The 14,149-nt window shown below is 75.0% G+C and carries 14 protein-coding genes; 9 read left to right on the top strand and 5 right to left on the bottom strand.

Annotation, left to right across the window (positions count from 1 at the left end; genetic code table 11):
- Positions 1 to 93: 93 nt before the first annotated feature.
- The 9 genes from AB0F68_RS05825 (at position 94) to AB0F68_RS05785 (ending at position 9,084) form a co-directional block, all read left to right on the top strand.
- Entirely contained in the window at positions 94 to 543 is a 450-nt protein-coding gene (locus tag AB0F68_RS05825; protein WP_357333205.1) for a helix-turn-helix transcriptional regulator, read from the top strand.
- Between the two features lie 203 nt (positions 544 to 746).
- Complete coding sequence (locus AB0F68_RS05820; RefSeq protein ID WP_357333204.1) at positions 747 to 3,167, top strand: nitrate- and nitrite sensing domain-containing protein; 2,421 nt, start codon at positions 747 to 749, stop codon at positions 3,165 to 3,167.
- 17 nt (positions 3,168 to 3,184) lie between these two features.
- The gene (locus AB0F68_RS05815; RefSeq protein ID WP_121398599.1) at positions 3,185 to 3,589 is read left to right on the top strand and encodes a roadblock/LC7 domain-containing protein; all 405 of its coding nucleotides are present in this window, start codon (positions 3,185 to 3,187) and stop codon (positions 3,587 to 3,589) included.
- A gap of 50 nt (positions 3,590 to 3,639) precedes the next feature.
- Entirely contained in the window at positions 3,640 to 4,833 is a 1,194-nt protein-coding gene (locus tag AB0F68_RS05810) for an ABC transporter substrate-binding protein (protein WP_357333203.1), read from the top strand.
- The gene (locus AB0F68_RS05805) at positions 4,830 to 5,723 is read left to right on the top strand and encodes a branched-chain amino acid ABC transporter permease (RefSeq protein ID WP_357333202.1); all 894 of its coding nucleotides are present in this window, start codon (positions 4,830 to 4,832) and stop codon (positions 5,721 to 5,723) included. Before AB0F68_RS05810 ends, AB0F68_RS05805 begins: the two co-directional genes overlap by 4 nt.
- Positions 5,720 to 6,730 (top strand): branched-chain amino acid ABC transporter permease, encoded by a 1,011-nt coding sequence (locus AB0F68_RS05800; RefSeq protein ID WP_357333201.1) that lies wholly within the window; start codon positions 5,720 to 5,722, stop codon positions 6,728 to 6,730. Before AB0F68_RS05805 ends, AB0F68_RS05800 begins: the two co-directional genes overlap by 4 nt.
- Entirely contained in the window at positions 6,727 to 7,470 is a 744-nt protein-coding gene (locus tag AB0F68_RS05795; protein ID WP_357333200.1) for an ABC transporter ATP-binding protein, read from the top strand. Before AB0F68_RS05800 ends, AB0F68_RS05795 begins: the two co-directional genes overlap by 4 nt.
- Entirely contained in the window at positions 7,470 to 8,294 is an 825-nt protein-coding gene (locus tag AB0F68_RS05790) for an ABC transporter ATP-binding protein (protein ID WP_357333199.1), read from the top strand. The genes AB0F68_RS05795 and AB0F68_RS05790 overlap by 1 nt, the downstream gene beginning before the upstream one ends.
- On the top strand, positions 8,275 to 9,084 hold the full coding sequence (locus AB0F68_RS05785; RefSeq protein ID WP_357333198.1) for a methyltransferase domain-containing protein: 810 nt from the start codon (positions 8,275 to 8,277) through the stop codon (positions 9,082 to 9,084). The genes AB0F68_RS05790 and AB0F68_RS05785 overlap by 20 nt, the downstream gene beginning before the upstream one ends.
- Positions 9,085 to 9,098: 14 nt before the next feature.
- On the opposite strand, the gene AB0F68_RS05780 is transcribed toward AB0F68_RS05785, so the two are convergent.
- The 5 genes from AB0F68_RS05780 to AB0F68_RS05760 all read right to left on the bottom strand — a co-directional run bounded on the left by AB0F68_RS05780 (position 9,099) and on the right by AB0F68_RS05760 (position 14,022).
- Positions 9,099 to 9,854 (bottom strand): alpha/beta hydrolase, encoded by a 756-nt coding sequence (locus tag AB0F68_RS05780; protein ID WP_357333197.1) that lies wholly within the window; start codon positions 9,852 to 9,854, stop codon positions 9,099 to 9,101.
- A gap of 179 nt (positions 9,855 to 10,033) precedes the next feature.
- Positions 10,034 to 12,106, bottom strand: coding sequence for a phosphocholine-specific phospholipase C (locus tag AB0F68_RS05775; protein WP_357333196.1), 2,073 nt, complete (start codon positions 12,104 to 12,106; stop codon positions 10,034 to 10,036).
- Between the two features lie 138 nt (positions 12,107 to 12,244).
- Positions 12,245 to 12,712: a DUF5709 domain-containing protein gene (locus AB0F68_RS05770; protein WP_357333195.1), complete on the bottom strand. Its 468-nt coding sequence runs from the start codon at positions 12,710 to 12,712 to the stop codon at positions 12,245 to 12,247.
- A gap of 81 nt (positions 12,713 to 12,793) precedes the next feature.
- Positions 12,794 to 13,522, bottom strand: coding sequence for a hypothetical protein (locus AB0F68_RS05765; RefSeq protein ID WP_357333194.1), 729 nt, complete (start codon positions 13,520 to 13,522; stop codon positions 12,794 to 12,796).
- Positions 13,519 to 14,022, bottom strand: a complete 504-nt coding sequence (locus AB0F68_RS05760) for a SigE family RNA polymerase sigma factor (protein WP_357333193.1) — start codon at positions 14,020 to 14,022, stop codon at positions 13,519 to 13,521. Before AB0F68_RS05760 ends, AB0F68_RS05765 begins: the two co-directional genes overlap by 4 nt.
- Positions 14,023 to 14,149 lie beyond the last annotated feature (127 nt).

Raw genomic sequence — 14,149 nt, 5'->3', positions numbered from 1 at the left:
CCGATGGGTTAAGAATTGTCCCTTGCGAATGCCCAGTCATCACCCCACCCCGATCTGATGACGATGCCGACCCGGCGTCGCGAAGGTGAGCACATGGATCGCACGCCCCCGTCGAGCGCCGCTCACTGCGCTGCCAGCCACCGGTTCCGTGCGGAGTTGCGCCGGTGGCGGACGCGCCAGGGGCTGACCCAGCGGGCGCTGGCGGAGCGGGTGCGGTTCAGCCGGGAGACGGTCGCCGCGGTCGAGTCCGGTCGCCGGTTCGGCAGCCAGGAGTTCGCCGTCCGGTGCGACGAGGTGCTCGGCACGGGTGGCCGGCTGGCGGCGCTGTGGCCCCAGGTGGCGGCGGAGCAGTTGGCCGCGGACGGTCGGCGCGGTCCCCGGTTCGGCGAGGTGGCGCGGCTGGACGCGGTGCCGCCCGCCCGGCGCGACGCGCGCGATCCGGAGGCGGTGGTGGCCGCCATCGACGAGTTGCGGGAGCTGATCGGTCAGGTGCTCGGCCAGCCGGAGGTGGACGGCCACCCGCCGTCGCCCGGCCGGTCCTGATCGCCGCGGCCCGCACCGGCCGGCGCGGCCCGTCGGTGCTGGCAACTCTGGGTACAGATGCTGGTACGGCCTGTTTGTACCACCGCGAGGGCTGGTCTGGGCGCACGGCTTCCGGCGCAATGAGACGTGCAATCCGCAAATGCAGATAGACCTTTGTAGATGAGTGCGGGGAGTCAGCCTTGGCGTCGAGCACGAGGTCCCACGTGGCCCGAGCCTACCCGACCCGCCGCCGCGGCTGGAAGATCGCCGCCCGGATGCGTCTCATCGTCGCGGCGCCGCTGGTCGCCGTGCTGGGCTTCGCCGGCCTGGCGCTGACCGAGAGCGCCCGGCAGACCACCCGCGCCAGCGACCTCGGCCTGCTGGCCCAGCTCGGCGCCGAGGCGGGCGACCTGGCCCACCGGCTGCAGAACGAGCGCATCGTCGCCGCCGACCTGCTCACCCGGGGCGCACCGGAGCAGCAGGACGCCTTCGCCGACGCCACCACCGCCACCGACGCGGCCGTGGCCCACTACCGCCGGCAGCGGGCGAAGCTGCCCGCCGGCTCCGCCGCCGACCAGGCCGTCCTGCCGCGGATCGACGCGGCGCTGGCCGGCCTGCCGCCGCTGCGCGCCCAGGTGCGCACCGCGGAGCGCGCCTCGGTGTCGGCGATGACCTTCAGCTACCGGATCGCGATCGCCGACCTGCTCAGCCTCCGCGAGAGCGTCACCCTGGGCGTGGTCAACGCCCGGATCGCCGACGGGATCCGGGCCTCGGCGGCGCTGTCCAAGGTGGCCGAGGCGGTCGGTCAGCAGCAGGTCGCCGTCCTGCGCGCGGTCGCGGCCGACCAGCTGACGCCCGCCATGCAGCAGGACATCACCGCCGCCCGGACCGGCTTCACCGAGTCGAGCCTCGCCTTCCTGGCCCTCGCCCGGCCCGCTTGGCGGGGCTGGTGGGAGCAGGCCGGCAGCGGCGAGAGCGCGCTGCTGCTGCAACGGATGCAGGACCAGGTGTCCCGGAGCGTCGCGGGCAGCCGGCTGGAGCTGGACCTCGACACCTGGGTGACCGCCACCCGGCAGTGGTCCGTGCGCCTGGCCGAGCTGCGCCAGCGGGTCGACGCGGCGGTGCTCGACGACGTCCGCGCCGCGCACGCGGACCAGCGGCGGCGCACGGCGGTGGAGGCGGCGGCCGCCGTGGTGGCCCTGCTGCTGACCACGCTGGTCACCTGGGCGGTGGCCCGGCAGATCACCCGGCGGCTGCGCCGGCTGCGGGACGCGGCCAACGCCGTCGCGTTCGAGCGGCTGCCGCAGGTCGTGGCCCGGCTCCAGGAGCCGGACAGCTCCTCCGTGGACCCCGACGAGCTGGCCCGGCGGCAGGCCGCCGACGCGCTGGAGCCCTCCAGCGACGACGAGATCGGCGACGTGGGGCAGGCCTTCACCGCCGTGCACCGGGCGGCGGTGCGGACGGCGGTCGAGCAGGCGGTGATGCGGGCCAACACCGCCGAGATCTTCATCCACCTCAGCCGCCGGGAGCAGCGGCTGGTCGACGCGGTGCTGGCCCAGGTCGACAAGGTCGAGCGGGACGAGACCGATCCCGACCGGCTGCACCAGCTCTACACGCTGGACAACCTGGCCACCCGGATGGGGCGGATCAACGCGAGCCTGCTGGTGCTCGGCGGGGTCGGCGTCGGGCGGGTCCGCCACCACGACGTGCCGCTGCAACAGGTGCTCCAGGCGGCGCAGAGCCAGATCGAGCACTACGCCCGGATCCGCCTCGGCCTGGTCGACGGGGACGTCGCCGTCGCCGCCGAGTCCGTCGACGAGGTCGTGCACCTGCTGGCCGAGCTGATGGAGAACGCCACCGGCTACGCGCCGCCGGAGACCGAGACCTGGGTGACCGGCCGCAGCCTGGGCGACCGGGTGATCGTCCAGATCAGCGACGAGGGCGTGGGGCTGTCTCCGCAGCGCCGCCAACAGCTCAACGACCTGCTCGCCCGCCCGCCCGCCGTCGACGTCGCCGCCGTGCGGGCGATGGGACTGGTCGTGGTGGGACAGCTCGCCGCGCGGCTCGGCGTGGCCGTGCAGCTCCGCCCCGGCCCGCGTCGCGGCACCATCGCCGAGGTGGCGCTGCCGGGGACGATCATCCGGCCGCTGCCGCCGGAGGAGTTCCTGCTCACCGCCGCCCGGCCGTCCCGGCGGGCGGCGCGGACCGCCGTGGCGACGCCGTACCGGGCGGCGCCGGAGCCCTGGGCGGGCAGCCCGCCGGCCGAGCCGGTGCTGCCGGTGGCGCCGGTCTACCGGCCCGCGCCCGCGCCGGACCGCGGTGCCGCGCCCGCCGAGGAACTCGTCATCTTCCACCAGGTCAACCACTGGTTCCAGGCCGACCGGCCGGACGGCGGGAACGGTACGCCGTGGGCCGGCCCCGCCGACGACGCCTGGCGTACGGCGGCCCGGGCCGACGCGCCCGAGGTCGCCGGCACCACCACCTCCGGCCTGCCCAAGCGCCAGCCGCAGCAGCACCTGGTGCCGGGCGGCGTCACCGTGCCGCGGCAGCGCTCCGAGCACCGCGACCCGGCCCGGGTGGCCACCGCGATGGCCGCGTACGCCCGGGGCGTCGCCGGCCGCCGGCCCAATCTGATCAACAACTGATCCGACAGGGAGTGCACGTGACCGACCACCAGGATCTCGGCTGGCTGCTGGACGCCTTCGCCGAGCGCGCCACCGAGGTCAGCCATGCGATCGCCATCTCCAGCGACGGCCTGATGGTGGCCGCCACCCGAGGGCTCCCGCCCGACCGGGCCGACCAGCTGGCGGCGACCGGCAGCGGGCTGGTGAGCCTGCTCCGCGGCGCGGCCGCCTTCTTCGACGCCGGCGCGGTGATCTCCAACGTCACCCAGCTCGAGGGCGGGTTCATGTTCTCCATGGCCTTCAATGACGGCGCCTCGCTGCTCGTGCTCGCCGACCCGCAGTGCGACGTCGGCAAGGTCTCCTACGAGATGACCGAGCTGGCGAACCGCATCGGCGACGCCCTGACCCCCGCGGCGCGGGCGGCGCTGAGCCGCAGCCGCTGACCTCCCGGCGCCCCACGCCGAACACCCCACCCCTTCACGTAGGAGCGAACATGTCCCTGACCATGCCCCGGCGCCGCCGTGCCCGCACCGCGGCGCTGCTCGCACTCGTCCTGCTCGCCGCGCCCGCGTGCGCCGACGACCAGGGCGCCGCCGGCCCCGGCGGACCCGTCAAGATCGGCCTGCTGGCGTCGCTCTCCGGCACGTACCAGGCGGTCGGCAAGGACATCCGCGACGGTTTCCAGCTCTACCTGTCCACCCACGACGGCAGGCTCGGCGGCCGGCGGGTGGAACTCGTGGTCGCCGACGAGGGCAACGGGGCGGCCACCGCGGTGCCGGCCGCCACGAAGCTGCTCAAGCAGGACCGGGTGGTGGCGCTGACCGGCGTCGTCGGCGGCGGCTCGGTGGCCGCGGTCTACCCGCTGCTCAACGAGGCGAAGGTGCCGTTCGTCGGCTCCAACGGCCGGCCGGAGCTCAAGGACGTGTCCCGGGTCTGGCACACCTCCTACCTGTCCGACGAGCCGGGGGAGGCCATCGCCCAGCACGTGCGCGACGACGTCAAGGGCAGCGTCTACGCCATCGGCCCGGACTACCAGGGCGGCTGGGACGAGCTGCGCGGTTTCACCGAGGCCTTCGCCAAGGTCGGCGGCAGGCTGGCCAACCCGGACGGCAGAACCACCTTCACACCGTTCCCGACGACCACCAACTTCACCCCGTACTTCGCGCGGATCAAGGCCTCCGGGGCGGACGCCGTCTACACGTTCTACGCCGGCAGCGCGGCCGTCGACTTCGTCAAGCAGTACGCCCAGTCGGAGGTGAAGGACCTGCCGCTCTACGCGGCCGGCTTCCTGACCGAGGGCGGGGTGCTCAACGCGCAGGGCGAGGCCGCCCGGGACATCTACTCGGTGCTCAACTACTCCCCGGACCTCGACAACGCGGAGAACCGCGCGTTCGTGGCCGCCTGGAAGGCCGAGCACGACGGCTCCCCGACCACGTACGCCATGGCCTCCTACGACGCGGCGGCCGTGCTGGACCGGGCCATCGCGGCGGCCGGGGACGACCCGACCCCGGAACGGGTCAACGCGGCCATCGGCCAGCTCGGCCAGATGGCCAGCCCGCGCGGCACCTGGCAGTTCTCGCCCACCACCCACGCGCCCGTGCAGAAGTGGTACCTGCGCCAGGTGCGCCAGGACGGCCGGGCGCTGTCCAACACTGTGGTGGGCGACCTCGCCACCGTCGGCGGATGACCGGGGTGGTCGCCGGCCTCCGGCTCGACCCGTACGTCGTCCCCGCCCTGGACGGGGTCGCCTACGGGCTGCTGGTCTTCGTCGCCGCCGCAGGGCTGGTGCTCTGCTTCGGCGTCGCCGGCATCCTGAACCTGGCGCACGGCACCCTCTACGCGATCGGCGGCTACACCGCGGCGGCGCTGCTGGACGGCGGCTGGCCGAGCCTGGCGCTGGCGCTGGCCGTCGGCGTGGTCGCCGCCACCGCCTCCGGTGCGCTGATCGCCGGGCTGCTCACCCGGGTCGCCGCGCGCAGCCACCTCACCCAGGCGCTGCTGACCTTCGGGGTGGCGCTGGCCGGCGGGAGCCTGCTCGTGGGCGCCTTCGGACCGGACGACCCGCCGGTGCGTGTCCCCGCCGCGCTGGACGGGTCGGTGGCCGTGGCCGGCCACCGCTACGCGGCGTACCGGCTGGTCTTCATCGTCGTGGCCGCGCTGCTCGCCGGCCTGCTCCACCTCGTGGTGCGCCGCACCCGGGCGGGGATGCTGGTCCGCGCGGCCGTCGACGACGCCGAGATGGTCGCCGTCCTCGGGGTGAGCCCGGCCCGGATCCGGGTCGGCGTGCTCGCGGCCGCCGGGGCGCTGGCCGGCGCCGCAGGCGTGCTCGGCGCGCCGATCATCGGCCCCGGGCCGGACACCGCCGACGCCGTGCTGCTGCTCTCCCTGGTGGTCGTCGTCCTCAGCGGCCTCGGCTCGATGACCGGCACCCTGCTCGCCGCGCTGGTCGTCGGGCAGATCCAGACCCTGGGCGTCGCGCTCGCCCCGTCGGCCGCCCCGTTCCTGCTCTTCGCCGCCATGGCGGCGGTGCTCGCGGTACGGGCACGGGGCCTGGCCACGGCCCGGAGGGCGACATGAGGCAGCGAGCCGTCCGCGCGCTGCGTCGCGGTGTCGCCGCGGTGGTCGTGGCCGCCCTGGTGCTGGCGCCGTGGACGGTCGACGACTACACCGTCGCGCTGCTCGCCCGCACCCTGGCGCTCGGCCTGGTGGCGGTGAGCGTCGCCCTGCTCACCGGCGTCGCCGGGCTGCCCACCCTCGGCCAGACCGCCCCCTACGCGGCGGGTGCCTATGCCAGCGCCGTCGTCGGCAGCCACCTCTCCGACGTCGGCCTGGTGCACCTGGGCGTCGCGGCGGCGGCCGGGGCGGCGCTGGCCGCGGTGACCGTCCCGCTGGTGGTCTCCGCGCGGGGAGTGGTGCTCCTCATGATCACCCTGGCGGTCGGCGAACTCGCCGTGGCCGTCGTCGGGCGCTGGCGGTCGGTGACCGGCGGCACCGACGGGCTGGCCGGCGTCGCCGCGGCCCGTCCACTGTGGGGGCTGCCGGTGCTGGCCACCGACCGGGCCCGCTACCTGTACACCCTGGTGGTCGTCGCGGCCCTGGTCGGCGTGGTGCTGCTGGTCCTGCGTACCCGGGTCGGGCTGCTGCTGCGGGCCGGCCGGGACGACGAGGCCCGGCTGCGGGCCAGCGGCCACCGGGTGCCGGTCCACGTCGCCGGCGTGCACGTCGCCGCCGGGGCGGTCGCGGGCGCCGCCGGCTCCCTGCTGGTGGTGGCCCAGCGGTACGTCTCGCCGGCCGACTTCGGCTTCGACACCTCCGCCCTGCTGCTGCTCGGCGTGGTGATCGGCGGCACCGCCTCGGTCGGCGGCGCCCTGGTCGGCGCCGTGCTCGTGGTGGCCGCCCGGGACTGGCTCTTCGGCGTGCTCCCCGGGCAGGCGCCCCTGGTGCTCGGGCTGGCTTTCGTCGCCGCCGTGTACCTGCTCCCCGACGGCGGGCGCCGCCCGCCGGTACGCGGCCGGTTGCTGCCGGCCGTCCCGGCCCGCCGTCCCGCACCGGACCGACCGACGCCGACGGGAGTACGCGCATGACCCCGTTGCTGTCCGCCCACGGGATCACCGTCCGCTACGGGTCGCTGGCCGCGCTGGACGGCGTCGACCTGCGGATCGAATCCGGCCAGCGGCACGCGCTGATCGGGCCGAACGGCGCCGGCAAGACGACCCTGCTGGACGTGCTCGGCGGGTCCACCCGGGCCGGTGGCGGCCGGGTGCTGCTGGCCGGCCGGGACGTCACCCGGCTGGGCCCGGCCGCCCGGTCCCGCCGGGGGATCGGCCGGATCCACCAGCGCCCCGCCGTCTGGTCGACGCTGACCGTGCGGGAGAACGTGCTGGTCGCTGCGCTGCCGCGGGCGGTGCGGCCGGGCCGGTGGCACCCGTCGGCATGGCGACGGGCGGCCGAGCGGACGGCGGACGCGCTGCTGGCGCGGGTGGGCCTGGGCGAGATCGCCGCGATCCCCGCCGGGCAACTGGCCCACGGGCAGCGCCGGCAGGTGGAGATCGCCATGGGGCTGGCCGGCCGGCCGCGGCTGCTGCTGCTCGACGAGCCCGCCGCCGGGCTGTCCGCCGTCGAGGTCGGCTGGCTCGTGGAGTTCCTGCGGACGCTGCCCCGCGCGGTCGCGGTGCTCCTGGTCGAGCACCGGCTGGACCTGGTCTACGCGCTCTGCGACGCGGTGACCGTGCTGCGCGACGGCCGGACGCTGGCCACCGGGACGCCGGCCCAGATCCGCGCCTCCGGCCCGGTCCGGGAGGCGTACGCCGAGGGGGTGGCCTGATGCTCCGGATCGACCGGCTCTCCGCCGGCTACGCGGGCGGCACCGTGCTGCACGAGGTGAGCCTCGAGGTGCGGGCCGGCACCGTCCAGGCGGTGGTGGGCCGCAACGGCGCCGGCAAGAGCACGTTGGTGCACAGTGTGGCCGGCCTGGTGTGGCCGTACGCCGGGCGGATCGAGATCGGCGGCGTGCAGGTGGCGGGGCGGCAGCCGCACCGGATCGCCCGGTCCGGCGTCGGCCTGGTCCCGCAGGGCCGGCGGGTCTTCTCCCGGTTGACGGTGGCCGAGCACCTGGTCCTGGCGGCCGCGCCGTGGCGGGCCGCGACGCCCGGCGGCGAGGGCTGGACGGTGGCCCGGATCCTGGAGCTGCTGCCCCGCCTGGGGTGCCGGCTGCGCCACCGCGGCGACCAGCTGTCCGGCGGCGAGCAGCAGATGCTGGCCATCGCCCGGGCCCTGCTCGGCCAGCCCCGGCTGCTGCTGCTCGACGAGCCGTGCGAGGGGCTCGCCCCCGACCTGGCGGCCCGGGTGCGGGAGCTGGTCGGCACGCTGGCCCGGTCCGGGCTGACCGTGCTGCTCGTCGAACAGCAGCTCCGGCACGCCGTCGAGATGGCGGACCGGGTCGCGGTGCTGGAGTACGGCCGGGTGGTCTACGACCGGCCGGTGCACGAGGTCCGGGCCGACCCGGACGTCCTGGCGGCGATGCTCAGCGTCGCCGCGGTCCCGGAGCCGCCGGCTCCCCGACCGGTGCCCGGGCTCTGGTCCGACGCCGGGCACCTGACCCGACCCGCTGCGACAGGGATGAGGAACGATGCCGACCCACGTGCCTGACACCCACTACGCCTTCGACACCGGCTCTCCGGAGGCCGTGCCCCAGCTACGGGCGCTGGAGTCCTTCCTGGATCCGATCACCGCGCGCCGGATGGCCCCGCCGGTGCTCGCCCCGGGCGGCGTGTGCTGGGAGGTCGGCGCCGGTGGCGGCTCGGTCGCCCGCAGCCTGGCCCGCGCGGTCGGCCGCGGCGGTCGGGTGCTGGCCACCGACCTCGACACCACGCAGCTCACCCCGGCCGGCAACCTGGACGTACGCCGGCACGACGTGCGCACCGAGCCGCCGCCCGGCGACGCCTTCGACCTGATCCACGCGCGGCTGGTGCTGCTGCACCTGCCGGAGCGGCGGCGCGTGCTGGCCTCGCTGGCCGGCGCGCTGGCCCCGGGCGGGTGGCTGCTGGTCGAGGAGTTCGACTGCACCGCGCCGCTGCGTGTGCTGACCGCGCCGAGCGACGACGCGGCGAAGCTCTTCGCCCAAGTGACGGACGCGATGCTCGACATCCTGCAGAGCCACGGCGCGGACCTGGCCTGGGCGCAGGACGTGCACGGGGAGCTGGTGGCGGCCGGGCTGGTCGAGGTGGACACGGTCACCCACTCGCAGAGCTGGCCCGGGGGCTCCCTCGGGGTGTCGCTGTACGGGACGAACTCCCGGCAGCTGGAGCCGGAGCTGCTCGACGCGGGGCTGTCGCCGGGCCAGCTGGAGGCGTTCCGCAGGCTGCTGCGGGACCCGGGGTTCGCCGTGATGTCGTACCAGTTCGTGTCGACCCGGGGCCGGCGGCCGGCGGCGCGGTGAGGGCCGGCCCTGCCTCACTGCCCGAGGAACTCCTCGACCACCGTGGCCAACCGCACCGGGGTCTCGTACATGGCGTAGTGCCCCGCGTTGGCGAGGACCTCCAGCCGGGCGTTGGGGTAGTGGCGCAGCCAGGTCTCGCGCATCGTGTCGGCGCCCAGCGCCGGGTCGTGCTCGCCGACCACGGCGAGCGCCGGCACGGGGTTGCCCTTCACCTCGTCGGTGAAGTCGGTCCGCGCCCACGCGGTGAGGTACGCGCCGAACGCCTCCGGGGTGGAGTGGGTCAGGGAGAAGCGCACCATCTCGTCGAGCCAGCGGCCGGACAGCCGGTTGCCGGTGGTGAGGTCGATGATCGCGCGCCGGTTGGCCGGGTTGGCGGCGGCGCCGTCGAACAGCGTCCAGCCCTGCAGGTCGAACGGCACCCCGCCGGCCGGGACCGGGCTGATGCCGACCAGGCGGGCCACCCGCCCGGGCGCGTCGGCGAGGACGCGCTGGGCGGCGCTGCCGCCCATGGAGTGCCCGACCACCGAGAAGGTGTCCCAGCCGAGGGAGTCGACCAGCGCCAGGGCGTCGCGGGAGATCTCGGCGATGGTGTGCTCGCCGGCGACGCCGGTGCGCGCGCCGTAGCCCCGGTAGTCCGGGAACGCCCAGGTGAAGCGCTCGACGTCGATGAGCTCCGGCAGCCAGCCCCAGCCGTGCGCCGACCCGAACCAGCCGTGCAGGGCCAGCACCCGGTGCGGCCCGTGACCCACGCTGACGTGGCTGATCGTCATGACGGCGACCCCTTCCGCTGCTTCGGTGTGGCGACAGTGAACGGCCTGACGGCCCACCAGGGGAACATCGGCGTCGGAAAGGCGACCCGGACCGGCGGGTCGCCGGGCGCGCGCCGAGGTGACCGCCCGCCCCCGGTTTGGGGGTGGACGGTCACCTCGGGCCGTTCGAGCGGAACGGATCAGACCAGGCCACCCATGGCCGGGTCGCTGATGCTGGGCCTGCCGTTCTCGACGTGACCGGCGTACCGGGCCGCGAAGGCGGCGTCGGCGGAGACCGTGACGGTCAGGTCGTACCAGCCGTGCGCCCGCGACAGCGACCACGACGGCGACTTCGTCTCGCCCGGCTTCAACGACAGCCGGGTCCGCCGCGACGAGTAGCGGTCGGCGACGGTCGCCTCGACCCGCTTCGCGCCCCGGTTCACCAGGGCCAGGCCGACCTCGTGGTCGCGCTCGTCGTACCGCGCCCGGACGTCGACACCGGCGCCCGCGCCGCCGGTGAAGCGGCGGAAGAAGCCGTTGGGGCCGTGCACCTCGAGGTCGTACCCGGCGGTGGCGTCCCAGGTGTCGCTCACCTGCTTGCCCGGCTCGACCGTGTAGGTGCGGGGCGGCTGGGCCGGGTCGGCCGAGCGGACCTGGAAGACGCCGGTGGCGCCCCCGGAGTTGCGGAAGTCGAGCTGGAACGATGTGCCGGCGGCCCGGCCGTCCACGTGCAGGGTGTACGGGATGGCCCGCGCGGGCCGTACCCCGCGCTCCTGGCCGGGCAGGCGCGGGTCCGCCGGCGGCACCGGCACCTCGTCGGGCTGGCGGGTGAGGTCGACCGGCTTGAGGTCGGCGGTGTCCGGCAGCGTCACCCGCGGCGAGGCGTTCGGGGTCCGGAAGTCGAACGCGGTGGTCAGGTCGCCGACCACCGCGCGGCGCCACGGCGTGATGTTGGACTCGACCAGGTCGGCGTCGCCCTTGGCGAACCGGGCCTCCAGGAAGCGGATCAGCGACGTGTGGTCGAACACCTGCGAGTTGACCCAGCCGCCCCGGGTCCACGGCGAGACGACGATCATCGGAACCCGGATGCCGAGGCCGTACGGGCCGGCGGCGCGGCGGGCGTCGCCCGGGAAGACCTCGTTGGTCGTCGGCACGGTGGACAGGCCCTCGGCACGGCTCTGCGGCGGCGTCGGTGGCACCAGGTGGTCGAAGAAGCCGCCTTCCTCGTCGTACGTGATGAACAGGGCCATCCTGCTCCAGACCTCGGGGTGGCTGGCCAGGATGTCGACGACCTGCGACATGTACCAGGCGCCGTAGTCGGGACCCCAGTTCGGGTGCTCGCTGTAGGCCTCCGGCGCGACGATCCAGGACACCTGCGGCAGCGTTCCGTTCGCCACGTCTCGGCGGAAGTCGGCCAGCAGCGCCTCCGGGGAACGGTCCTGCTTCGAGATTTCGGTGCCGGTCTTCGCCCGGTCGGCCAGCGGGGTGCCGGGCCGGGCGTTCTGGTACTGGTGGAAGTAGAGCAGCGAGTTGTCGCCGTAGTTGCCGATGAACGGGTCCCCGGTCCAGCCCCAGTAGCCCTCGGCGGTCAGCCCCAGGCCGACGTCCTGGTAGACCTTCCAGGAGACCCCGGCGCGCTCCAGCCGCTCCGGGTACGTCGACCAGTCGTAGCCCGCCTCGGCGTTGTCGATCACCGGGCCGCCGGCCCTGCCGTCGTTGCCGACCCAGCCGGTCCACATGTGGTAGCGGTTGGGGTCGGTCGAGGCCAGCACCGAGCAGTGGTAGTTGTCGCAGACCGTGAAGGCGTCGGCGAGGGCGAAGTGGTACGGCAGGTCGGCGCGCGTGTGGTGGGTCATGGTGACCACGCCCTTGTTGGGCACCCACCGGTCGTACCGGCCGCCGTTCCAGGCGCCGTGGGTGTCGGCCCAGCCGTGCGGCGGGTCGGGCAGGAAAGTCTGCCCGAGGTCGGGCACCTCGGGCCGGAAGGGCAGCAGGTCGGCGGAGCCGTTCGGCTGGTGCCAGACGCTGCGGCCGGAGGGCAGCGTCACCGGGTGCGGGTCCGCGAAGCCCCGGACACCACGCAGGGTGCCGAAGAAGTGGTCGAAGGAACGGTTCTCCTGCATGAGGAAGATGACGTGCTCGACGTCCTCGATCGAACCGGTCCGGTTGTTCGCCGGGATGGCGAGGGCCTTGCTGAAGTCCACCGGCAGGGCGGCCGCCGCCACCGGAGCGCTCATCATCTTCAGGAATTTTCGACGGTCGACACTTGCCATGACAGAGAGCACCACCTGACTGACGCCGAACAACTGGCGGGTGCACGCTATCGGCGCCAGATGGACCGGACGTGTCCGGAACGCGAGCGTTGCCCCAACGCCGGTAGAGCCGTGGTGGTGCCGTTCGGCCGCCCGTCGTCAGCGCAGCGGGCCGTCTCCCGGGCCGTTCGGGTCGTCGACCAGGTGGATGGCGGCCTCCTCGGCGCTGGCCGCGCCCCCGTCGATGCCGACGTCCCAGGCGACCGCGTCCGCCTGCTCGTCCTCGCCGAGGCCCTCGTCGTCGGCGACCAGGCGTCCCGTCCGGGCCTCCCGGTCGTAGCCCCGACGGGTCAGCTCGTCCTCGTCCTCGTCGTCGGCCACCTCGGCGTACGGGTCGATGTCCGGCTCCTCCTGCGCGAGCAGTTGCGCGAGGGACTCGCCGGCCCGCTCCTCGGCGGCCGTGGTGCCGAACCGGTTCGCCGCCGTCCAGTGGTCCGCGGCGACGATGCCGGTGTCGAGAGGATCACCGGTCCGGTCGTCGTCGAGGGTGTCCGAGGCGTCCAGGACACCGTCGTCCTCGGCCACGTTCCACTCGTCCGCGAAGTCGGTCCGCTCGGTCTGGCTCATGGCGATTCCTCCCTGGTCAACGCCCGGCACTGCCACCCCAGCCTAGAGCCGCCCGGGCCGACGACAACCGCGGGGGACCGGTCACAGCCTCCGCCCCCGGCCGTCGCGGGCGACGATCCCGTCCAGCGGTGTCCCGGGGGCGAGCACCGCCGGGTCGAACCAGAAGATCACCAGTCGGGGATCCTCGCTCCACCGGGCGAGCCGGGCCTCGACCTGGCGGCCGTCGACGGTGCCGACGATCCGTGCGGCCGGCCCGACGAAGTACCCGAAGGTGGGCACCGGGGCGTCGGCGGGCAGCCGTCCGTGCTGGTCGTAGCCGATCTGGTGGAACCCCGGCCGGCGGTCGCTGCCGGTCACGTCGTTGACCAGATAGTCGGTGGTCAGCTCGCCGGCGGGGGAACGCCGGCCGGCGGCCAGGCCGATCGCCACCCCGGGCAGTTCGGGCACGTCGACGGGGACGAGGTAGAACACCCGCTCGTCGGCGCCGTACCGGATGCCGCTGCCCACCACGGCACCGACCGGTCGGGGCCGGGGTTCCGGCGGGGTCGCGGGGTCGGCGGTCGCCGCCGGGGTGACGGCGGGCACGGTGACCACCGCCGCCGGGGGTTCCGGCGGACGGGTCCGCGCCACGATCCCGCCGACGCCGACGAGCAACGCGGCCACCGCCACCGCCACCGCGCCGGTCCCGGCGACCCGCCGGCGGCGACGCACCCGCCTGCCCTCCCGCATGATCCCGGCCAGGTCGAGACCGTTCCGGTCGGCCCGCTCGGTCGCCCGCATGGCCCGGCGCAGCTCGTCCACCTCGTTCATCGGCGCGTCCCCTGCGGCTCCGGCGCGGCGAGCCCCGCGGTGCGCAGCTTGTCCAGGGCGCGGGAGCCGGTGCTCTTGATCGTCCCCACCGAGACGTCGAGTTCGCGGGCCACCTGTGCCTCCGGAAGATCGAAGTAGTAGCGCAGGACGACGACGGCCCGTTCGCGCGCGGTGAGCGTGCCGAGGATGCCGAGCAGCCAGCGCCGGGTCGCCACCTCGTCGGCCACGTCGCCGCGACGCTGCTCCGGGAGGTCCTCGGTCGGGTACTCCCGGATCGGCCGCCGCCAGTTGTCGACGAGATGGTTCACCAGCACCGACCGGGCGTAGCCGTAGGCGTCGCCGCCGCGGATCCGGGACCACGACGCGTAGGTGCGGACCAGCGCCGTCTGGGCCGCGTCCTCGGCCTGGTGATGGTTGCCCGTCATCAGGAAGGCGGCGTGCACCAGCCGCGCGGACGCCGCCGTGGCGAACTCGACGAACTCCGCGTCACCCCGGGCCATGCCCGCCCTCTCCACATCCCACCTGGGTCAGGACGGGCGAGGCGGGCGAAAGGTTGAGTCGCCGCCGGACCAACTTTGTCACCGGGTCATCCGTCCTCCTCGCTGCCGCACCACCAGCGACGGCGAG

It is taken from the genome of Micromonospora sp. NPDC023966, from assembly GCF_040639095.1.
Lineage (GTDB): Bacteria > Actinomycetota > Actinomycetes > Mycobacteriales > Micromonosporaceae > Micromonospora.
This window is presented reverse-complemented; position numbering and strand designations above follow the sequence as displayed.

Bases quoted from the DNA above. Each gene is read 5' to 3' on its own strand.
- AB0F68_RS05825 (WP_357333205.1), top strand. From the start codon at position 94: ATGGATCGCACGCCCCCGTCGAGCGCCGCTCACTGCGCTGCCAGCCAC.
- AB0F68_RS05810 (WP_357333203.1), top strand. From the start codon at position 3,640: ATGTCCCTGACCATGCCCCGGCGCCGCCGTGCCCGCACCGCGGCGCTG.
- AB0F68_RS05805 (WP_357333202.1), top strand. From the start codon at position 4,830: ATGACCGGGGTGGTCGCCGGCCTCCGGCTCGACCCGTACGTCGTCCCC.
- AB0F68_RS05800 (WP_357333201.1), top strand. From the start codon at position 5,720: ATGAGGCAGCGAGCCGTCCGCGCGCTGCGTCGCGGTGTCGCCGCGGTG.
- AB0F68_RS05795 (WP_357333200.1), top strand. From the start codon at position 6,727: ATGACCCCGTTGCTGTCCGCCCACGGGATCACCGTCCGCTACGGGTCG.
- AB0F68_RS05790 (WP_357333199.1), top strand. From the start codon at position 7,470: ATGCTCCGGATCGACCGGCTCTCCGCCGGCTACGCGGGCGGCACCGTG.
- AB0F68_RS05785 (WP_357333198.1), top strand. From the start codon at position 8,275: ATGCCGACCCACGTGCCTGACACCCACTACGCCTTCGACACCGGCTCT.
- AB0F68_RS05780 (WP_357333197.1), bottom strand. From the start codon at position 9,854: ATGACGATCAGCCACGTCAGCGTGGGTCACGGGCCGCACCGGGTGCTG.
- AB0F68_RS05775 (WP_357333196.1), bottom strand. From the start codon at position 12,106: ATGGCAAGTGTCGACCGTCGAAAATTCCTGAAGATGATGAGCGCTCCG.
- AB0F68_RS05770 (WP_357333195.1), bottom strand. From the start codon at position 12,712: ATGAGCCAGACCGAGCGGACCGACTTCGCGGACGAGTGGAACGTGGCC.
- AB0F68_RS05765 (WP_357333194.1), bottom strand. From the start codon at position 13,522: ATGAACGAGGTGGACGAGCTGCGCCGGGCCATGCGGGCGACCGAGCGG.
- AB0F68_RS05760 (WP_357333193.1), bottom strand. From the start codon at position 14,022: ATGGCCCGGGGTGACGCGGAGTTCGTCGAGTTCGCCACGGCGGCGTCC.